Consider the following 20,630-nt stretch of genomic DNA (forward strand, 5'->3'; position numbering starts at 1 on the left):
GCCCGGATATTCAAGAGTTATTTTAGACCTGGGGCATTGCGTTGCCGCAAGGCAAGCCAATTGCGTCAGGGATTGCCGCTGGCAGGCAGCGCGCAACTGTTTGTACCTGGAGTAAACTTCCCGCAGCCGGACACTGTCAAGGGCAGGTACCCGGTGCAGCCCCTCGGAGGGGAGAAGGTGCCAGACTGGCGCGTATGTAGTGTTGCAGCTAGAACACAGACGGTTCCGTTGTACCATTCTGCCTGTTGCCAGTTCTTTTCAGTCTGGTGTTGATTTTGAAATATCTCCATTAGCAGGATAACTACCAGGCAAAAGCCCCCGGCTGGCTGACAAACCAGGCCGGGGGCCCCTTTTTCGTTCTTGTCATCAGGGACAAGGCTGATCATCCCCAAGTTTTATTGTTCCGGGTGTTAGCCCCGTTTCATAGCCTCAATAAGTTCGCTCAGCCTGCGCGCCTGCTGGGCAAGGTCGGCCACGGCCTTTGTGGCCTGGCCCATTGCCTGCGAAGTCTGGCCGGACATGGCGTTGACCTGCACGATGGACTGGTTGATTTCCTCGCTGGCCGCGGATTGTTCTTCGCTGGCGGTGGCAATGGCGCTTACCTGATCGGCAGTGGCTTCCACATTGCTCACAATATCCCGCAGGGCGGCACCTGACTGGTTGGCAAATTCGGTGGCCGTGTTTACTTCCGTCAGGGCCTTGTCCATGGCGGCCACGCTCTGCGAAGCGCTCTGCTGAATGGCAGAGATCGCATTGCCCACGTCATTGGTGGAGGCCATGGTTTTTTCCGCCAGTTTGCGCACTTCATCGGCCACCACAGCAAAACCACGCCCGGCGTCGCCCGCGCGGGCAGCTTCAATGGCTGCGTTAAGGGCCAGCAGGTTGGTCTGGTCGGCAATGTCCGAGATCACGTTCATGATCTGGGTAATTGCCTGGGCATGCTGGTTCAGCTTGGTCATGTCGTCCTTGAGCGCCAGCGAAACTTTTTGCACCTGCCCGATGCTTTGGAGGGCGCTTTCCACAATGTTTGCGCCGCTTTCAGCATTGGTGCGCGTTTCGGCTGAGACTGCGGAGGCCGAGGAGGCATTGCGGGCCACTTCCTGCACGGTCACATTCATCTGGTTCATGGCGGTTGCGGCCTCGCTGAGGCGCTGGGCCGACTGCGCGGCTATCTGGTCCGACTGCTCAATCTGCCCGGAAAGCTGGCTTGAGGCAGAAGAAATGATGGCGACCACTTCTTCCAGTTGCCCCGCGGCAGCCAACATGCCTTCCCGCTTGGCACTTTCTGCCTTTTGGGCCGCTTCTTCTGCACGTGCTGTGGCAAGCCTGGCTTCTTCCGTTGCCTGCTGAGCGTGCCTGGCTTTTTGTTCGCTTTCTTGCAACAGCGTTTTGATATTGCCAACCATGTGTTCCATGCCCGATGCCAGCGTGCTGAATTCATCACGGCGTTTTTCGGCGGCAAAGAGCATGGCTTTTTCTGCAGGGGTTGTTTCAAGGCGGCCTTCCGCAACGGATTCCGCAATACCGGAAATGCTCCTGAGCAGTCGTGCGATGGCGCGCGCCGCAAAGAAGATGATCAGCCCGACCACAAGGGCGCTTGCAAAAGTCAGCATCATGGAGTTGCCCAGCATTATCCGCGTGGGCGTGTAAACTTCATCTCTGTCCACTTCCAGACAAAGAATCCAGCCGACTTCGGGCATGGTCCTGTAAAAGACTGTTTTGTTGCCCCCGTCTTCGCTCGTAAATCTGACAAATCCCTCTGGGTTTTTCAGCATCTCCGCAACATGGGGTTTTTTGCTGTCATCCCGTCCAAATGCCTTGAGGTCGCGGTTCAGCATCATTATGCCCTTGGTGTCATAGGCATAGATGCCGCCCTTGGTGCCGAAATCTATCTGGCTTGTAGTTGTCTGGGCGAGATTTTCGTTGTCGATACCTGCCCACACGAGACCTTCGGGCTTGCCATTGCGCATGATGGGCAGGCCTATGATAGTTGCAACCTTGCCTGTGGTTTTGCTGATCACGCCAGTAATGGTCTTCTGGCCTTGCATTGCGCGCCGGTAGTAAGAGCGGTCTGTAAAACTTACCCCAACGGATTTGCTGGGGTGTTTTTGGCCTGCCAGGTGATGGGCAATGGCTATGCCATCCCGTCCGGCAACACCGCAAAATTCAAAGTTGGAATTGAGCGTCACAAAGGCATTGAGTGCGGCATCTGCATCGTTGAACAATGTGCGCGTCATGACTTCAGGCATTTTATCGTTGACGGCATCAAGATACAAAATAACCCGGTTGTCGGCGGCAACCATGGAGAGCGACTCTTCCATCACTGTGAGCATTGCATGCAGGCCAATGCTTTGGCAGCGCAGCAGCGCCCTTGCATCGTTGATAATCTGCTCGCGCAAGTTGCTTTCAGAAATTTTATAGCTCACACCAGCAACCAGCAGCAGCCCTGCAATTGCCGGAGTAAGAATGGACAGGAGCATCTTGCTCAGCAGCCCCATTTTCATAAGAACCTCCTTGCCCAAGCCAATGCGATAAATGTATGCGCCATACGCGAAAACATGCCCAATGAACTTGGCTTACGTTTTTATGAGTATAATTATCGACCTGTGGCGACAATAGTATATACCTTTGATTCAAAAATGTTTTTTGACAGGCAAGTTTTTATGAGGGGCTGAATTTGCATCTGGTTAAAACTGTTGAACAACAAAAAAGCGCCGCCAATAAGGCGGCGCTTTGCTGAGCGATCGTATCAATTCTTTTTACAGACGGCCAAATAAAGTAGCACCTTACCGATTTACACTTCCGGGCGCAGCAAGGGGAAGAGAATAACTTCGCGGATTGAGGCGCAGTCGGTAAGCAGCATCACAAGGCGGTCAATGCCCACGCCCTGTCCCGCAGCCGGGGGCATGCCGTATTCAAGGGCGCGCAGGTAGTCCTGATCCATGCTGTGGGCTTCGTCATCGCCCGCCTCGCGTTCGCGCACCTGATCCTCAAAGCGCAGACGCTGATCCACAGGATCATTAAGCTCGGAAAAAGCGTTGGAAAGCTCGCGCCCGGTGATGAACAGCTCAAAGCGGTCCGTCAGTTCCGGATGCTCGTCATTACGGCGCGAAAGCGGCGAAATTTCCGTTGGGTAATGATAGATGAAGTGGGGCTGAATGAGCTTGCCTTCCACATCAAGATCGAAAAGTTTGGCATGCAGCTTTTGCAGGCTTTCACTGTCGGCGGCCTTTTCCCCACGTGAACGGATGTAGGCCTTGACCTTGCCGTAATCGTTGTAGAATTCCGGCGAATGCCCACCGACCTGGGTGAGCGAATCGTAGAAGCTGAGGCGCGTCCACTTGCCGGGCGTGAGGTCGATCATTTCGCCCTGATAGGGCACTACGGTGGTGCCGCAGGCGGTCATGGCAAGGTGGGCAAAAAGCTGTTCCGTAAAATCCATGAGGTCTTCGAACGTGGCATAGGCCCAGTAGAATTCGCACATGGTGAATTCCGGATTATGGCGCGTGTCTATGCCTTCGTTGCGGAAGTTGCGGTTCAGTTCAAAGACCTTTTCAAATCCGCCAACCAGCAGCCGCTTGAGGTAGAGTTCGGGCGCAATGCGCAAAAACAGGGGCAGATCAAGGGCATTGTGGTGCGTTTTGAAGGGCTTGGCCGCGGCACCGCCAGCCAGCGGCTGCATCATGGGAGTTTCCACTTCCATAAAGCCGTGGTCTTCCATAAAGCGGCGGAATTCGCGCACAATCAGGCTGCGTTTGAAGAAAATTTCGCGCGCGCGCGGCGTGACGATAAGGTCAACGTAGCGCTGGCGGTAGCGCGTTTCCATGTCTGTGAGGCCGTGATATTTTTCCGGCAAGGGACGCATGGAGCGCGTGATGAGCTTGATCTTGCGGCAGGCAATGGTGAGTTCGCCCGTCTTGGTGCGGAACAGGTGGCCGGAAACGCCCACGATGTCGCCCACGTCGAGCTTTTTGACCACTGTGTAGTTCTCTTCATCCATGTGTTCGCGCGAGGCGTAACACTGGATGCGGCCACTCTGGTCCATAATATGGAAGAAGGCCACCTTGCCGAACGAGCGCAGGGAAACTATGCGGCCCGCAATGGCAAACACGTCTTCCTGGCTGTCCAGGGAGTCGCCTTCAAGAGCGCCGAATTTGTCCAGCACCCAGGCAACGTCGTGTTCCTTGCGGAAGTCGTTGGGGAAAAGCGGTACGCCCGCATCCAAAAGGTCGCACGATTTGACAACTCTGTTTTTGACAACTTCGTTGAGGCCTTCGCGCGCGGCGAAACTTTCCAGCATGGGCATAAAATATCCCGCATGCTGCGACTTGGTACCCAGCTTGATAGCCGGCTTGCTGTTTTTCTTTTCCCGAGTATCCACGTAACGACTCCTGAATGGCCCATACCTGAAAGGAGCGTTACGGTATGCCATTCACGCTTGGGCGTCAAGATTGTGAGGAATGTGTCTGCAAATTGCTGTAAAATAATGCTTTGTTGGATGCTCCTGCTGTTGATGCGACTCTGACGCAGCAGGAAACATCAATGCATGCGGCGGCTTATATCCGCGCCAGTCGGGGCTTTCGCCCCCTTGAAGTTTTGACCTGTTTACGTATATAAAGCCCTTTTACACGATACAACCGCCGTCAGAATCAAGCTGACGGCTTTTTCAAGGAAAGCGCCATGCAAAAATTTACAGCCTCCTTTCTGGGGCGCGACTGCCCCGGCGTGGTGGCCTCTGTCAGCCGCATTCTCGAAGACAGCGGCTGCAACATCGAAGAAGTGACCCAGACCATCCTTTCCGGCGAATTTGCTGCTATCTTTGTTGTTGCAGCACCGGAAGATAATGCGGAAACCCTGCGCTCCAAGCTGAGCGCCGGACTGGAATCCGCGAAGGTTGATCTTTCCGTCCTCGTGCGGCCCGCTATCAAGGGACAGTGGGGCACAGACCTGCACTGCGAACCCTTTGTGGTCACTGCCGACGGGCCGGACAAGCCCGGTCTTATCGCCGCCATGAGCCGCGTTTTTGCCCAGCACGGCGTGAACATTGAGAGCCTCAAGGCCATTCTGGGCGAGGGCGGCAGCAACCATGCGCTTTTTGTGTTTGAGGTCATGGTGCCTGACAGCGTTGACATGGGCCGCCTGCGCCGCGAGCTTGACTGCGAAGGGCAGAAGCGCGACCTGCGCGTCAGCGCCCAGCACAGGGATATTTTTGAGGCAGTGCATCGGGTAAATTCTTTTTAGGGCCTGTTCCCACTCTGGCTCTTTTGCCCCCTGCCTGCGTCAGAAAGCCTTTTTATTCCGGTTGAGTACCATAAGAGTACACTCCCTTCATAAAAAGGCTTCCTTCCTTGGCAGGGAACAAAACTTCTCATAGTGTCAACAGGCCCAAGGGCAATTTCAACATAAATCGCCCTTGCGATTGCGTGAGCGGATGCCCACCACTGCGGTAGCGCTCTGTTTCAGAAATGATGCACATTCCCCTGAGCGCCCGGTTTTGCGCGTCAGGGCAAAACCGCCTTCCGGGCGGGGCCGCCATATGGCAGGCCGACAGCCCGAACATACAGGAAGACCTCCATGCTTTCAGAACGCGAAGTTATAAGCACCCTGAACATGCTCCGCAACGAGCATCTTGACGTGCGCACCGTCACCCTTGGCGTGAGCCTGTTTGACTGCGTCAGTCATGACCTTGATCTTTTTACCGCCAATGTTAAGGCCAAGCTGCGCCGCTACGCCTCGCAGCTCGTGAGCGTGTGCAACGAAGTGGGCGACAAATACGGCATCCCCGTGGTGAACAAACGCATCAGCGTGAGCCCCATTGCCGTGGTGGGCGCACCTTTTGGCCCGGATGGGATGGTGCGCGTGTGCAAGGCCCTTGACGAGGCCGCCAAGGAAGCTGGCGTTGATTTTCTGGGTGGTTTCTCTGCCCTGGTGGAAAAGGGCTTTGCCAAGGGCGACCGCTCCCTGATTGAAGCGTTGCCCCAGGCACTGGCTGAAACCGACCGCATCTGCTCATCCATCAACGTGGCTTCGTCACGCAGCGGCATCAATATGGATGCTGTGGCCCTCATGGGGCAGCAGATCCTCAAGGTGGCCGAAGCCACCGCCGAACGCGGCGGCATCGGCTGCGCCAAGCTGGTGGTTTTTGCCAACATTCCGCAGGATGTTCCCTTCATGGCTGGCGCTTACCTTGGCGTGGGCGAGCCTGACGTTGTTATCAACGTGGGCGTTTCCGGCCCCGGAGTGGTCAAAAAAGCCCTGGATCGCGCGCGCGAAGCCGGGCACAACGGCAAGGGCGGCCGCCTTACCCTGCTGGATATGGCCGAAGTCATCAAGCGCACGGCCTACAAGGTGACGCGCGTGGGTGAAATGATCGGAACCGAAGTTGCCACCCGTCTGGGCCTGCCCTTTGGCGTGGCCGACCTTTCCCTGGCTCCCACGCCTGCGGTGGGCGACTCTGTGGGCGAAATCTTCCAGAGCATGGGCCTTTCGAGCATTGGCGCGCCCGGCACCACTGCCGTGCTGGCCATGCTCAATGATGCGGTGAAAAAGGGCGGCGCGTTCGCTTCTTCGTCCGTGGGCGGTCTGTCCGGCGCGTTTATCCCTGTGTCGGAAGATTCCAGCATTGAGGCTGCGGCCACCTCCGGCCTGCTCAGCCTTGAAAAGCTGGAAGCCATGACCAGCGTGTGCTCTGTGGGGCTGGACATGATCGCCATCCCCGGCGACACGCCCGCTTCGACCATTTCCGGCATCATTGCCGACGAAATGGCAATCGGTGTCATCAACACCAAGACCACGGCTGTGCGCCTTATTCCCGTGCCCGGCAAGGGCGTTGGCGACGAAGTGTCTTTTGGCGGCCTGCTCGGCAAGGCTGCCATTATTCCCGTGCCCAAGGGCGACGCCACGGACTTTATCGGCCTTGGCGGGCGCATTCCTGCGCCTATTCACAGCCTCAAAAACTAGGCTGGTTAAGCTTTATCTGTTTTTAAAAGCAGACAGAATATCTTCACGGCGCGGCATCCTTGTGATTCCGCGCCTTTTTTTATGGTCGATTGGCGCGATAAAATCGTTCAGTGAATTTTTCTATTTGCGCCAATACGTCTGGTTGCTGTATGTTCAGATACAGAAACCATGTTCAGGACGAAATAATGCCCCAGTATTTTATCTACGGCAAAAAAGAGATCGGCTTCCTCTCCCGTAAAGACAAACGCCTCGCCGCAGCCATGGAACGCATAGGCCCCATACAGCGGGAGGTGCGGCCCGACCTCTTTGACGCGCTCATGCACTCCATAGTCGGACAGCAGATTGCCACCAAGGCGCAGCAGACAGTGTGGGCGCGGCTTGTGCTTGCCCTTGGCAAAGTGACGCCTGAAACCATAGACGGCGCTGAAACTGCCACGTTGCAGGGAGTGGGGCTTTCCTTCCGCAAGGTTGCCTATATGAAGGCAGCCGCGCGCAAGGTGCTGCTGGGAGAACTGGACGTGGAGGCCCTGAGGCTCATGGACGATGCCAGCCTCTGCGCCACCCTGTGCGCGCTGGACGGGGTTGGCGTGTGGACAGCGGAAATGCTCATGCTGTTTTCACTCCAGCGGCCTGATGTGCTCAGTTTTGGCGACCTTGCCATCCTGCGGGGCCTGCGCATGCTGCACCGGCACCGGGAAGTCAGCCGGGGCCGTTTTGAAATCTATCGTCGTCGCTACAGTCCTTATGGTTCGGCGGCAAGCCTGTACCTGTGGGCCATAGCAGGCGGGGCTTTGCCTGATTTTTCCGATCCGGCGGCTTCAAGGCGCTGATAACGCTGATCCCATTATTCCGGCGGTAGGGCCTCACCGCAATTCAGCGTTGCTCTGTCGTGCTGCGCGTAACACAAGTAGTTGTTGCTATCGGGTATTATATATCCACATCTTCTTTGTCCTAATGAGATTGATAGTTATCAGCACGAAATGTCAGTGTAAAAATTCCGATCACGCTCGTAGAGATTTCTTGTGAAAATAAGTATAATTGATATATTGAAAGTCACGTTTTGTCCGATAAACACAGTGGAGTGGTCTGTCTTACAGGATTTCAGGGGTAGTTTTATTTTTCACATGGTAATTAGCCTTTCGGTCATTCAGTGCGTGGACGCAACGCAAAAGGGGTAGTGATGAAACTCGGATTACTTGCGAAAATGGGAATTTCCATCCTCACTCCGGCAATAGTGGGGCTGATGCTTGTGGCAGGGGTTTGCTACAAGATGTCAGAAGAAATCCTGCGAGAGCAGATTGCCACAGATATGAATGCCCTGCTTGAGTGCCAGAGCATCGGGCTTGACGCCGTGTTTTCTGGGATAGAACAGGGCCTGCAAACCATGACCGAGAACCAGCGCATCAAGGATCAGGTGGAAGCCTATTCCCGAAGCAAGGATGAGGCCTTGGAAGGCTCCCTGTTCACGAGGGCTGATCATGCGCTTGATTCTTTTGTGACCAATAACGATGCGGTTTCTTCCGCCGCGATCATTGCCATGGACGGCACCGTACTTGGGTACCGCGTTGATAAGCAGCAGGGGAAGAACAAGTTCGTCGGCGCCAATTTTTCTGACAGGGAATACTTTGTAAAGAGCAAGAATGGCCAGCCCAGTGTCGTCGGCATGGTTGATGCCACCACTGGTGAGGTGTTCACCGTGCTTGCCATGCCGCTCAAGCTGGACGGCAAAAACATGGCCGTGCTGGCAGCGGCAATCGACAGTAAAATTCTGGGCAAAAATACCACTGATAAAATCAAGATCGGGCAGAAGGGCATGGTCTATGCCTACGACCTTCAGGGGCGTATGGTTCTGAACCCGGATGGATCTGCTCTCGGGCGCAATGACAGCAAAATGCCCCATGTGGCGGCACTGCTGCAGCAAAAGGAAGGACGCACCCGCTTTGACAATGGCAAGGGTGAGAAAGGGCTGTACTACAAGCCGCTGCCGCACGAAGGCTGGATTTTGTGCGTGGAATTTGACCGTGGAGAAATCTTCAAACCCATCAGCGACCTGCTGACCAACGCCAGCCTGCTTACTCTGGCCTGTGCGCTGATAGTCGGAACCATGATCTTTTTCTCGGCCCGGGGCATAGTGCGTATGGTGGGCGGTATTTCAGGCGTGGCCGAAGCCGTTGCCGGTGGTCGCCTTGAAACCGACGACAAGGAGCGCGCTCTTTTCAATGCCGCTGAAAAGCGCGGTGACGAATTCAGTACCCTTGCGGCGGGTATGCGGCGCATGGTGCAAAGCATCAGACACCTTTTGAGCGAAAGTGAACATAAAACACAGGCCGCGCAGCATGCTACGGAAGAGGCGGAAAAAGCCACAGCAAAAGCCGAAGAAGCTGCGCGTCAGGCCGAGAGCGCCAAGCGCGAGGGCATGCTGACGGCAGCGGGGCAACTGGAAGAAGTGGTGAGCATTATTTCCGCCGCTTCCACAGAGCTTTCCGCGCAGATCGAGCAGTCGGACAAGAGCGCCGTGGAATCCGCACAGCGTCTGGCCGAGGCCGCCACTGCCATGAATGAAATGAACGCCACCGTGCAGGAAGTTGCCCGTAATGCCTCCGCGGCTTCGGCAGTGTCTGCGGAAACGCGGGCCAATGCTGAAAGCGGTGCGAATATTGTGGAAAACGCCTTGCAGAGCATAGGGCAGGTGCACAAGGTTTCGCTGGCGCTCAAGGGCGACATGACCACGCTGAACCAGCATGCCCAGGCAATTACCCAGATCATGAACGTGATTTCGGACATTGCCGACCAGACCAACCTGCTGGCGCTCAATGCCGCCATTGAGGCCGCCCGTGCGGGCGAGGCCGGGCGCGGTTTTGCCGTGGTGGCTGATGAAGTGCGCAAGCTGGCAGAAAAAACCATGGCCTCCACCAATGACGTGGGCAATGCCATTTCTGCCATCCAGGGCAGCGCAGGGCAGAGTGTTGCCGCCATGGACAAAGCGCTGGCAGAGGTGGAAAAGGCCACCGAGCTTGCAAAGCAGTCCGGCGAAGCATTGCAGGGAATTGTGACCAAGGTCGAGGAATCGGCAGATCAGGTGAGCGCCATTGCCACGGCCAGCGAACAGCAGTCCGCAACCAGCGACGAGATCAACCAGTCCATTGTCAGCGTCAACGAAATGTCCAGCCAGACGGCGCAGGCCATGGGCGAGGCTTCGCGGGCCGTGAGCGAGCTTGCCCGCCAGGCCGAGCGCATGAGCGAACTTATCAGCGAGATGAAGCGCGGCTAGTTCTGCATTTAGCTCAATGGCAAGCAGCCCCGGAATGCGTATTCCGGGGCTGCTTGCGTTGAACTGTAGGGCCGTTGGTTTATCAGTGCATGCTCGGCGCCAGAAAATACTGCCATACCAGGGTCAGCAGCAAGAGGCTGAGCGAAATGGTCAAAAAGCGGCGCACAGCCGCAGGTCCCACGCGAATAGCCAGACGGCTTCCCATCCAGTTGCCGAGGCAGCAGGCCGCAGCCATTGGCAGTGCCAGACTCCACACCACCACGCCGTTGACGATGAAAACCACGGCTCCGGCAAAGTTTGAGGCAAGGTTGAGCACCTTGGAGGTGGCGGAGGCTTCCATCAGCCCCATGCGCAGAATCCAGTGAAAGGCCAGGATAAGAAAGCTCCCGGTGCCGGGGCCAAAAAATCCATCATAGCCGCCAATAAGCAGGCATACAAGGGCTACGGGAATCCAGAAGCGGGGGCCGGAGTGCGGCAGAGGCGTCTGTTTGTGTTCTTTCTTGGGCAACAGGGTTGCGCACATGCCTATGGGCAACAGGGCCACCAGCACCTTGCCAAGAACTGCGGCGTCCAGCAGCAGGGCAAGCCGTGACCCGGCCCACGAACCAACCAGCGAGAAAATAATGCCCGCCAGGGCCACCCGCCACAATACCAGATTACTGCGGGCAAAGTTGCCAAGGGCAACCGTGGTGCCAAGGCAGGCGCTGACCTTGTTGACGCCCAGGGACTGGTGCGGCGGTACGCCGGAAAGCAGCAGGGCGGGCATGGTAATAAGCCCGCCTCCGCCAGCGATGGAATCAATAAATCCGCCGCCGAATGCCGCGGCTATGCCAACGGCGTAAGTAACCAGACTGAAATCCAACACGTTGCCTACCACTCCTTAAAGATAATCCACGCTGCCAGCACTATAAGTGCAAAACCCACAAGGTGGTTCCAACGCAACGGCTCGTGCAGCCAAAAAGCGGAAAAGCCCATGAAAACAGTCAGGGAGATGACTTCCTGAATGGTTTTCAGTTCTGCCGCCGAAAAATATCCGTAGCCTATCCTGTTGGCGGGCACTTGCAAAACGTATTCAAAAAAGGCGATGGCCCAGCTTGTGATGATAACCAGCGGCAGGGCTGTGCTTCTGTAGCGCAGGTGCCCGTACCAGGCAAAGGTCATGAAAAGATTGGAACAGAACAGCAGGCCCACGGTGCTGACGGGAATTGGTATCTGCATGGAAAATCCATCGGGCGGTCGCAAGAACAAATGCCTGGCAGGCCGGAAGAAGTTGAACTGAGCGTCAAATCTCATATCTGCTGCAACCTGGCGCGTCAACAGCCTGCAACGGGGCTCCGGGGCATTGCCGAGCGCCTTGTTTGCGGGGGCAACGCTGAAAGGTTATGCTGCGTAAGCGGCAGATTTTGCGTCGCGCAAGCAATGGAGGAACACTGTATGGCGGCACGCTCACCGCGCGCTAAGAATGCCGAAAACGGTAGCTTCTTGAATCCGGGTATGTCATCCGTTTCTGCTGGCCCGCACACCCACACCACAGTGGAGGCTTCTCCTGACAGGGTGACATGGCCGCTGTTCTGGAAAGCGGCCTTGCTTGTGATCGTTATTTGGGCAGCATCAGCCCTGCTGCTCTACTGGTCAGTGGAAGACTTCAGCAAGTCCGGCACCTTTGGCGATTCCTTCGGGGTGCTTAACACGCTGTTTTCAGGGCTTGCATTTGCGGGCATCATTGTTTCCATAAAAATGCAGAATGATGAAGTGCGCGAGCAGCGCAAAGAGCTGCAAAAGCAGAAAAAGGCTGCGCAGCTCTATCACCGGGAGCGCATGTTTCTGCTGCTCATGGACGAATTTAAAAAATCGCGTGAGCACCGTTTCAGCATAGCAGACGTGCGGATGGTGGTGCGTGAATGTTTGAACGATGTAACCGCCTTAAACGCCCGTAGCGCCGAGGCCGGAGCGGCTCTTGCGCGCGAGGTGGAAGGCGTGCTTGCGGGCGCGCATGCGGAAACGCCCCTGTTGCAGGTTTTTGGCCGCAGAGTGTTTCGGCACGAGCGCTGCGAGGTATTTATCAAGACCTTCCGGCAGGCGGCTGAAAGCGCCAGAAAGATTGATCCGTCCAACAAGGCGGAATATTACGATATTGTCTGTAACAGTATGTCTGATGCGGAGGAGGCCCTGCTGTTCATGTGCGCTGTGGCGCGCGACGGGGCACAGGTTCTTAACGACCCGCAGGTCATGAAGCTTCGGGAAAGCTACGAAGAAATCCGGGCGAAACTCTGAACAGCGGCAACTCCCGCTGCCCATATAGCCGCTTGCGGGTGGAATGAGCCGCCCAAACACAAAAACCCCTGACGTACATCAGGGGTTTTTCCGGCGCTCCGTGCCGCCGTGCCCGATCCGGAGAACGGATCAATAGCGGCAGCGGCGCGTGGCTTCCCTCAGGGAATGATTTTCCGGCCCCCGACACCCGCCAGGGGCCGGAAAATCATGTGGGGAGGGGAGTATGTACAGGCTGACTAGGCAGCCATGGTGTCGAAAAGTTCCTTGGCATTGATGTTGGTGGGGTTGGCCCCCAACACCGCTTCAAGGTGCTGCCGGGCTTCTTCGGCGCGGCCCAGATAGATCATGCAGCCAGCCAGAGTGACGCGAACGGCCTCGGCTTCCACGCCGGAGCGCAGGGTGTCTTCCAGGTAGGGCAGCGCGTTTTCAACGCAGCCAAGCTGATAAGATTCGCGCACCAGGCAGTTGAGAGCCACAATGTTTTCCCTGGATTTCTTCAGGGCAGCTGCAAAGTAGTCAAAGGCCTGCTGGTGGTCGCCCTTTTCCATGTACACAAGGCCAATGCCGCACAGGGCCTTGTCGGTTTCTTCCACAGAGGCGGCCTTCTGGTACAGAATCAGAGCCTTGTCCAGGTCAGAGCGCTGCACGGCCACGGTGGCCAGTCCCAGGAAGGGAGCCGCGCTCTGGGAGTTGCTGCCTGCGGCCTTGCGGTAGTATTCCTCGGCCTTGTCAAAGTCACCCATGAAAAGGTAGCACTCGCCCAATTCCTTATTGATTTCGTAATCCAGTTGATTGCTCATGGTATCCTCCCCAACTGAGGCTGGTTTGTGGTCGGGCGCTTTATGCGCCACTGACTTGCTTTTTTACATGCACTGAACGTGCCAATAGTAAAAGAGTGCAATAAATACAGTGTGGTGATTTGCAGTTTGTGCAAAATATACGCCAGGGGGGAAGCTTGGCACCGCTTAAAGCGCCAAAGCCTTGGCGCTCAGGGGTGCCGCACAGGCAGGATTTTCCTGGTTGGGCAATTCTTGCCGCAGTGCTTCACAGGCAGCCAAGGGGGAACAAAAGAAGGCCGAACCTGGAAACGGTTCGGCCTTTAAGGGTGCGAATTGGTGTGCGGATTACTCTGCGCGTCAGGCGGAGCGAAGGCTCTGCGTACCGCCATGCACGTTGATGTGGTGCAGGATGACGCCCAGCACCCCTTCAATGTCAAGGTGGGACGTGTCCACAATCAGCGAATCCTGCGCGGGGCGCAGGGGGGCCACGGCGCGGTTGCGGTCAAGGGCGTCGCGCTGGCGGATCTGTTCGGTCAGGGTGGCGAGGTCCGCCTTCTGCCCGCTGGATTCAAGGTCGTGCAGACGGCGCGAGGCGCGTACCTCAGGCGCTGCATCCAGAAAGAACTTGAAGCGCGCATCGGGAAAAACCACGGTTCCCATGTCGCGCCCTTCGGCCACCAGCGGGTACTGCTCGCCAATGGCGCGCTGGGTGGCGCGCAGAATTTCGCGCACCACAGGCACGGTGGCTATGCGGGCCGCCAGCATGCCCACGGCCTCGGTGCGTACCTCGCCCCGCACGGCCACGCCGTTGCAGAATAGTGTGGACTGCTGCCCAAGGCCCGAAAGGGTGAACGTCCACTCCGCGCAGCGGGTGCGCAGTTCTTCTTCCGGCAATGTTTCCGCCCCGGCGCCCAGCTTGAGCGCCATACAGCGGAACATGGCTCCGGTATCAAGGTAGGAAAGGCCAAGCCCTTCGGCCACACGCCGGGCCAGCGTGGTTTTGCCCACACCTGCCGGGCCGTCAAGCGTCACCACAGGAAGCCGCGCACTCATGCCTCTTCCCCTTTGCGGGCAATAATATCTGCCATGGCGGAAAGGAATGCGAGGTTTTCCTGCTGGTTGCCAATGCTGACGCGCAGCAGATCCGGCAAGCTGTAGCTCTTGAGCGGGCGGATGATGATGCCGCGCGCGAGCAGGGTTTCAAAGCATTCGGCAGCGGTGGGCGCGCCCTCGGGCATGCCGAACATCAAAAAGTTCGCTTCGCTGGGCCACACCTTGCAGCCCAGAGCGGTCAGGCCCGCAAACAGTTCTTTACGGCCTGTGCGCACGGCATCCTGCGTGGCGTTGTAAAAAGTATCATCAGCCAGTGCCGCCAGAGCCGCTTCTTCTGCCAGAATGTTGACAGAGAAGGGCAGGCGAGCGCGCCAGACAAAATCCGCCAGATGGTCAGGCAAAATACCGTAGCCCACGCGCATGCCCGCAAGCCCGAAGCTTTTGGAAAACGTACGCATGAAGGCCGTGTTATGGGGCATGATGCCGCTCGCCAGCAGGGATGCGGCTTTTTCATCCTCGGCAAAATCCACGTAGGCTTCGTCCACCACCAGTAGACAGTCGGGGGCTTTCTGCGCCAGATCGCGCGCAAGGGCCTCCACCGCAGCACGCGGGGGGCAAAAGCCAGAGGGATTGTCCGGCGTGGTCACAAAAACAATGCGCGTGTTGGCGTCCACCAGTTCCAGCAGGGCGGCAAAGTTGAAGGAAAAGTCTTCCTCAAGGGGCTGCCGCCGGATTTCTACGCCGCAAATACGCCCCTGAATGGGGTAAATGCTGAAACATGGGTTGAAGCACACAATGTTGTGCGCGCCGGGGATCGCCAGAATACGGATAAGCAGGTCAATTATTTCGTCCGAACCGTTGCCCACAACCACGCGGTGCTCGTCAACGCCGTGTCGCTGGCCCAGTGCCTTTGCCAGCCGAGGATTGCCGCCTTGCGGATAGCGGAAGGCTCCGGACGCGTGGCGTTCCACAGCTTCGCGGGCCAGAGGGGGCATGCCCAGCGGGTTTTCGTTGCTGGCCATCTTGATAACCTGGGGCAGGTTGTACTTATCCTGGATTTCGGCAATGGAAAGACCGGGAACATAGGCCTTGAGGGCCATAATTTCCTGGCGCACACTGATCTCGGACATGGTTACTCCACCGGTATCGCCCGCAAGGGCGAAGATTCATGGCTGCGCATGGGCGCAAGGCGTTTTGCGGCGTTTGTCAGTATGTTTCAGCCAGCAAACCATCGCAATGCGACAGCTTGCTGGCTGAAAAAGTTGGAAAGCTTGTCTTTCTTTATGGCTCTGGTACTGGCGCAACTGCCCGCGTGCCTGCAGGAAGGGCCAGATCCGCCTGTTATTCGCCTGCTTCCGTGGGGCGCACGGTCAGCACGGGCATGTCGGCGTTCTTGACCACCTTTTCCGCCACAGAGCCGAAAAGAATACGGTCAATGCCCTTGCGGCCATGGGTGCCCATAACGATAAGGTCGGCCTTTTCTTCACGGGCGCGGTTGAGGATTTCTTCGGCAGCATAGCCGATGAGCACCTGTCCCTTAGCTTCAACACCCACGAAATTTTCGGCCACAAACGATTCCATGGACTTTTCAGCGCCGGTCACAATCTCGCCGACAAAATTTTCAATGGTGTTGGGTGGCACATGAAAGCCCACGTACTGGCTCAGCGAGGGGGCAGTGTATACAACAAGCACGCTCGCATTGAGCCCCTTGGCAAGAAGCACCGCGTATTCGGCAACTTCCTTGCTGTGTTCGGAAAGGTCTACCGCGCAAAGAATCTTCTTGATATCCTTCATGGCAAACTCCTGTTCCCCCCGGTAGGCAGATTGATTAACGGGCTGGCTGAATATGGCCGACCAAGAGGGGGTTGGTTTGGGGTCGCAGCCTTTATCCTTTGCCTTCATCTGTAATAAATGGTAGTTTTTTTCGGCACAATAGACAAGACATTTCGCCTAACGCCGCCAAGGGGCAGGGAAATTTTTTCCCCATTGCTTCTGCCAGCCTGTGAAAAATCAGCCTGTTATGGAAGTGAGCCTTTGTGGCAGGATTTTTGCATTTTTTCTGCAACGGCAGTACGCCAACCCTGGAGGCGACATGAAAGTTACCAACGATCAACTTGAGGCGCTGTTACGCCAGCAGAGCCAGACCCCGGGCACAACCCGAGCGCAGACGGCGCAGGGCGGCTTTGAGGCGGCTTTGAGCGAACAGATGGGCCTTGAAAATGCCGTTGCATCTTCTGCGTTTCCCACAGCGGCGGCGGGGCAGACTTCGCAGGCATCCATGATCAGTCAGATGCTGCTTGGCTCCACCCAGTCCGAATCGGTAGATGTGGACGAAGACGTTATCCAGAGCGCCTTCTCTCAGGCTTCCGGCACGCTGGACATGTGGGATTCGTACGTTAACGCCCTGGGCTCTTCGGGCCAGAATGGTTCCTTGCGCGAAGCCTATTCCCTGTTGCAGGGGATAGACGGGCAGGTTTCCGCCCTCAAGAACAGCACGGCCTCTGTACGCGGCCAGAATGCTGGGCTTGATTCTCTGGTCAACGAGCTTGACGTGATGACAACGACAGAAAAGATCAAGTTCAACAGGGGCGACTATACCGCATAGCCGCCCGGACAGAAAAACCGCCGTGAGATCAGGGTTTCACGGCGGTTTTTGTTTGTGATCAGGCCGTCTGCTCCCATGAGCGGGCGGCTTTTTTGCGCATGGCGGTCAGGGTGGCTTATGCTGCGGCACAAACGCACAAGCCTCCGGAATCATACGGTTCCGGAGGCTTGCTTTATGGATGTTCGTTGCCCTTGACTGGGCTGGCGGTGCGTTGTTGGCAGGTTACTTGTTGCCGGTAGCGCCGGACTGCACGGCATTGCCTGTGGCATTGGTTGCGCCAGTCATGCCAGCCATGCCGGGGCAGTTGCCGGGGCCCATCATGCCGTTACCCATCATGCCATGTCCCATGCCGTGTCCGCCCATGCGGTGTCCCATGCCACGGCCCATGCCGTGGCCAGCCATGAAGGGAATGCCCTTGTCAGACATCTGCTTGAGCATTTCGCCCTTGGCGCTGTACAGCTTGGCGTCGATTTCGCGCAGATCCTTCTGGGCGGCCTTGACGCGGGCATCGTCGGGCTTGGCGCCAGCGGCGGCAAGATTGTTCAGTTCAGCCATCTTGGAAAAGTGCTGCTGCATGGTGGGCTGTGTTTTTTCAACAAAGCCCTGGTGGATCTGCTGCATGGTTTCCATCTGCTCGCTGGACAATCCCATGCCATAGCCCATGCCAGAACCCATGCCGGGGCCCATACCCATACCCATGCCTGTGCCGGGTCCCATACCCGTAGGGCCTTGCCCATCGCCTTGCCGTGCAGAGGCAACGCCCGAAAGGCCGAGGAAAATGGCAAGGGTAAGGGCCGCGCCGCTAATAACGATCTTGGAGGTCTTCATTGTAGTATGTCCTTTTGGTTTGATGGTATTTTCGTGGTAATTATTTGCTCTGGCTGCCGGGAAGCTTAACGTCCATAACCATGACCGTGGCCGTGGGGGCCGTGCGAGGCGGATTGACCACCGCCGCACCAGGTGGAACTGATCTGGGTATCTGCCGTGTTGGCGGCTGAGGCGTTTACCGCAAAAGCCAGCACCAGCGCCAGGGAAGCGAAAACCAGGGTAAGTTTGATAGAGTTCATGAATATTCTCCTTTATCTCGGCCTGTAGAGAGTAAGGCCGCTCAGATGGATTTTTTCAGTTTTTCGTATTCCTCAAGAGTGATTTCTCCAGAGGCAAGCCGTCTTTTGAGAATCGCCATGGAATCTGTGTAATCCATGTTTTTTCTCTGTAACGGGAATATTCTGCTGATAAAAGCGACCGCAAGGGAAATAATCAGTATCATGAATATGAGGTGCGTCATGCCATTTCCCCATCCCATTACGCTTCCTATATCGCAGCCATACATATCAGTATCCTCAATGTGACGTTGCGCCGTCAGTTTGTTATTTGTCTTCTGATTGGTGCTGCGTATTTCAGCGCCGTTTGATGATGTATACGCAAAGGCCGTGCCAACATGAGCTAAATATTATAACTTACTAAATTTATTGTATTAAATAAGGATGATGAAGAATGAGCGCTCTCTCGTCATCTTGGTGTTGTCCATTTTTTACTCAGTTAGCTGGACAGCTATCCAATTTTTACCAGGGGGCTTGCGCGGTGAGTAAAAAATACATACTTTTGATACTGCGCCGTTGAGGAAACACTCATGATCCGTTTTCGCTCATCTTTCTCCCAGCGCTTGTCGCGCATGGGCCTTTCACCCTGGATGCTGATTGGGGCAGCCCTTATTCTCGGCCTGACTCTGGTGGGGCTTTCCGTTCGCAGCAATCAACGCGAACGGGCCTTTATGGTGCACAACCTTACGGACAGGGCCGAGGCGCTCATTTGGGCACTTGAAGCCGGAACCCGCACGGGCCTGCGCCTCAGCCCCGGCGCTGTGCTCGGCCTGCGTCCGCTGCTCAGTGAAACCGCCCGACAGCCCGGCATTCTCTATATGGCCGTGACCGACACCAGCGGGGCCATACTAGCCCAGAGCGGCGACAGTTCGCCAATCCCCGGTGTGCCGGATGACGCCGCGCCGGAATTTGTCCCTACCCCCATGCTGGTGCAGCCACAGGATATCCCCAACCTTGCCCAAGTTTCAGACCGGCCCATGTGGAGAGTAAGGACGGTGGATGGAAAGGAAGTTTTTGAGGTTTTTCGTGTGTTTGCGCCCCTGAGCCGTTCACATGGGCAACAGCACATGGGCGGGCAACAACATATGGGTGGCGGGCATGGCCCCCACGGCATGGGCATGATGGGCCGGATGATGGGGATTGATGGCCCTGAGAGTGCTGGCGGCCCGTATGATCTCGATGTGTTTGGCAATCCGCCGCCGCCCCCTTCCGTACGGGGAGGGTTTGGTGCCCGCCCCGGCCCTGAGGCCCCCCGGCAGGTGGTGGGTGTGGCCTTGGTGGGCTTTGACGCGCGCCCCTTTGAGGATGCTCTGGCGCAGGACGCGCGCAATAACCTGCTTTCTGCCGCACTGGCTGCCGCCTTGGGGCTGGCCGCCTTTGTCTCCCTGTTCTGGATGCACAACAACCGGCGCTGGCGGCGTATTGTGCGCGATCAGCAAGTAATGGCCGCAGAGGTCGTGGCTAACCTCCCCCTGGGACTGGTGATCAGCGACCCGGACGGGCGCATTGCCATGATCAACGACACGGCTTTGACCATGTTTGGCAAACAGCGCGCAGAGATATTTCCTTCTGGCGCGGCGGCCTCGCAAGGCGGCCCAGACAAGCCCGGCAGACCCACACGGGCAAGGCGGCTGAACAGTCTACCCGGCCTGGAATGGGAAGCCCTGGCCGGCAAACTGGTTAAGGGATCGCGCATTCTGGAGCAGGAAACGACACTCGCCGTGCCGGGGATCAAAACGCTGACCATCAGCCTTGGCGGCGCGGCCATGCGCAATGAGGACGGCGCTTTTTTGGGCAATGTATTTGTGTTGCGCGACATTACGGAAATGAAGCGCCTTCAGACTGACGCCCAGCGCAATGACCGGCTTGCGGCCCTTGGGCATCTGGCGGCGGGTGTGGCGCACGAAATCCGCAATCCTTTGAGCACCATCAAGGGCGTGGCCCTGTATATCGCCAAGCGCATGCCTCTGGGCGGGCGCGAGGAAGAAGCCGCCCAACGCATGATTGACGAAGTGGAACGGCTGGACCGCGTGGTTTCCGAGTTGTTGGAATTTGCGCGCCCCGGTTCGTTTGAAACAGTGCAGGCTGACTTGGGCGAGGTCATCGGGCGGGCGCTGCGGCTTGCCGAGGCCGACCTCAAGGCCAAGAGCATTGCCGTGGTTTTTGAAATGGATCCGGGTTTCCCGCTGGTACGCATCAGCATGGAGCGGCTTACTCAGGCCCTGCTGAATCTTTTTCTCAACGCGGTTCAGGCCATGGATCACGGCGGCACCCTGCGTGTGAGTACGCGCGCGCTGCCCGAGGGCATGTTCAGCATCACCGTGGCCGACACGGGGCCGGGCATCCCGGCAGAGATTCAGGCCTCCATCTTTACGCCCTATTTTACCACCAAATCATCGGGAACTGGCCTTGGCCTTGCCATTGTCTATCAGATTGCCGAGGGGCACGGCGGGCGCGTCAGCGTTGGCAACGCGCCGGGGCATGGGGCGGAATTTACGCTCACCCTGCCTGTAAACGGCAAAAACTAGGGGCGTTCCGTACTGTTGCGTCATGCCCGTACGCAGGCGAAACCGCATACCGATCTG

Annotated in this window: 18 protein-coding genes; 7 read left to right on the forward strand and 11 right to left on the reverse strand. The window is 57.0% G+C overall.

The window, feature by feature from the left end; genetic code table 11:
• Positions 1-410 precede the first annotated feature (410 nt).
• Together G449_RS0103870 and lysS are read right to left on the reverse strand one after the other, a co-directional pair.
• Complete coding sequence (locus G449_RS0103870) at positions 411-2,504, reverse strand: methyl-accepting chemotaxis protein (RefSeq protein WP_022657997.1); 2,094 nt, start codon at positions 2,502-2,504, stop codon at positions 411-413.
• A gap of 290 nt (positions 2,505-2,794) precedes the next feature.
• Entirely contained in the window at positions 2,795-4,300 is a 1,506-nt protein-coding gene (gene lysS, locus G449_RS0103875) for a lysine--tRNA ligase (protein ID WP_034605024.1), read from the reverse strand.
• 380 nt (positions 4,301-4,680) lie between these two features.
• Between lysS and G449_RS0103880 the strand changes: the two genes are divergently transcribed.
• From G449_RS0103880 to G449_RS0103895, 4 genes are all read left to right on the forward strand, one after another.
• On the forward strand, positions 4,681-5,241 hold the full coding sequence (locus G449_RS0103880) for a glycine cleavage system transcriptional repressor (RefSeq protein WP_022657999.1): 561 nt from the start codon (positions 4,681-4,683) through the stop codon (positions 5,239-5,241).
• A 333-nt stretch (positions 5,242-5,574) separates the two neighbouring features.
• Positions 5,575-6,960, forward strand: coding sequence for a PFL family protein (locus tag G449_RS0103885; RefSeq protein WP_022658000.1), 1,386 nt, complete (start codon positions 5,575-5,577; stop codon positions 6,958-6,960).
• Between the two features lie 149 nt (positions 6,961-7,109).
• The gene (locus G449_RS0103890; RefSeq protein WP_245170833.1) at positions 7,110-7,790 is read left to right on the forward strand and encodes a DNA-3-methyladenine glycosylase family protein; all 681 of its coding nucleotides are present in this window, start codon (positions 7,110-7,112) and stop codon (positions 7,788-7,790) included.
• A 350-nt stretch (positions 7,791-8,140) separates the two neighbouring features.
• Positions 8,141-10,231 carry a methyl-accepting chemotaxis protein gene (locus G449_RS0103895; RefSeq protein WP_022658001.1) on the forward strand — a complete coding sequence of 697 codons (2,091 nt, stop codon included), beginning with the start codon at positions 8,141-8,143 and terminating at the stop codon, positions 10,229-10,231.
• Between the two features lie 82 nt (positions 10,232-10,313).
• Here G449_RS0103895 and G449_RS0103900 read toward each other — a convergent pair whose 3' ends face one another.
• Together G449_RS0103900 and G449_RS0103905 are read right to left on the reverse strand one after the other, a co-directional pair.
• On the reverse strand, positions 10,314-11,096 hold the full coding sequence (locus G449_RS0103900) for a sulfite exporter TauE/SafE family protein (RefSeq protein WP_022658002.1): 783 nt from the start codon (positions 11,094-11,096) through the stop codon (positions 10,314-10,316).
• Between the two features lie 5 nt (positions 11,097-11,101).
• Positions 11,102-11,449 (reverse strand): DMT family protein, encoded by a 348-nt coding sequence (locus G449_RS0103905; protein WP_022658003.1) that lies wholly within the window; start codon positions 11,447-11,449, stop codon positions 11,102-11,104.
• 276 nt (positions 11,450-11,725) lie between these two features.
• On the opposite strand from G449_RS0103905, the gene G449_RS17685 reads away from it, so the two are divergent.
• Complete coding sequence (locus tag G449_RS17685; RefSeq protein ID WP_159060425.1) at positions 11,726-12,505, forward strand: hypothetical protein; 780 nt, start codon at positions 11,726-11,728, stop codon at positions 12,503-12,505.
• Positions 12,506-12,741: 236 nt separating this feature from the next.
• Here G449_RS17685 and G449_RS0103915 read toward each other — a convergent pair whose 3' ends face one another.
• The 4 genes from G449_RS0103915 to G449_RS0103930 form a co-directional block, all read right to left on the reverse strand.
• Entirely contained in the window at positions 12,742-13,305 is a 564-nt protein-coding gene (locus tag G449_RS0103915) for a tetratricopeptide repeat protein (protein WP_022658005.1), read from the reverse strand.
• Positions 13,306-13,641: 336 nt separating this feature from the next.
• Positions 13,642-14,337: a (d)CMP kinase gene (gene cmk / locus G449_RS0103920; protein ID WP_022658006.1), complete on the reverse strand. Its 696-nt coding sequence runs from the start codon at positions 14,335-14,337 to the stop codon at positions 13,642-13,644.
• Positions 14,334-15,467 (reverse strand): histidinol-phosphate transaminase, encoded by a 1,134-nt coding sequence (hisC, locus tag G449_RS0103925; RefSeq protein WP_022658007.1) that lies wholly within the window; start codon positions 15,465-15,467, stop codon positions 14,334-14,336. The genes cmk and hisC overlap by 4 nt, the downstream gene beginning before the upstream one ends.
• A 211-nt stretch (positions 15,468-15,678) precedes the next feature.
• Complete coding sequence (locus G449_RS0103930) at positions 15,679-16,131, reverse strand: universal stress protein (RefSeq protein ID WP_022658008.1); 453 nt, start codon at positions 16,129-16,131, stop codon at positions 15,679-15,681.
• Between the two features lie 298 nt (positions 16,132-16,429).
• Here G449_RS0103930 and G449_RS0103935 point away from each other — a divergent pair, with 298 nt between their 5' ends.
• A complete protein-coding gene (locus tag G449_RS0103935; protein ID WP_027180684.1) occupies positions 16,430-16,942 on the forward strand; it encodes a hypothetical protein in 513 nt (170 codons plus the stop codon).
• A gap of 222 nt (positions 16,943-17,164) precedes the next feature.
• Here G449_RS0103935 and G449_RS18570 read toward each other — a convergent pair whose 3' ends face one another.
• The 3 genes from G449_RS18570 to G449_RS18385 all read right to left on the reverse strand — a co-directional run bounded on the left by G449_RS18570 (position 17,165) and on the right by G449_RS18385 (position 18,146).
• Positions 17,165-17,770 carry a periplasmic heavy metal sensor gene (locus tag G449_RS18570; protein ID WP_022658011.1) on the reverse strand — a complete coding sequence of 202 codons (606 nt, stop codon included), beginning with the start codon at positions 17,768-17,770 and terminating at the stop codon, positions 17,165-17,167.
• Positions 17,771-17,835: 65 nt separating this feature from the next.
• Positions 17,836-18,009 carry a hypothetical protein gene (locus G449_RS18380; RefSeq protein ID WP_022658012.1) on the reverse strand — a complete coding sequence of 58 codons (174 nt, stop codon included), beginning with the start codon at positions 18,007-18,009 and terminating at the stop codon, positions 17,836-17,838.
• Positions 18,010-18,050: 41 nt separating this feature from the next.
• Complete coding sequence (locus tag G449_RS18385) at positions 18,051-18,146, reverse strand: SHOCT domain-containing protein (RefSeq protein WP_159060426.1); 96 nt, start codon at positions 18,144-18,146, stop codon at positions 18,051-18,053.
• Between the two features lie 429 nt (positions 18,147-18,575).
• Between G449_RS18385 and G449_RS17695 the strand changes: the two genes are divergently transcribed.
• On the forward strand, positions 18,576-20,573 hold the full coding sequence (locus G449_RS17695; protein ID WP_022658014.1) for an ATP-binding protein: 1,998 nt from the start codon (positions 18,576-18,578) through the stop codon (positions 20,571-20,573).
• Positions 20,574-20,630: the final 57 nt, after the last annotated feature.

This window comes from Desulfovibrio desulfuricans DSM 642, from assembly GCF_000420465.1.
GTDB classification, from domain to species: domain Bacteria; phylum Desulfobacterota; class Desulfovibrionia; order Desulfovibrionales; family Desulfovibrionaceae; genus Desulfovibrio; species Desulfovibrio desulfuricans.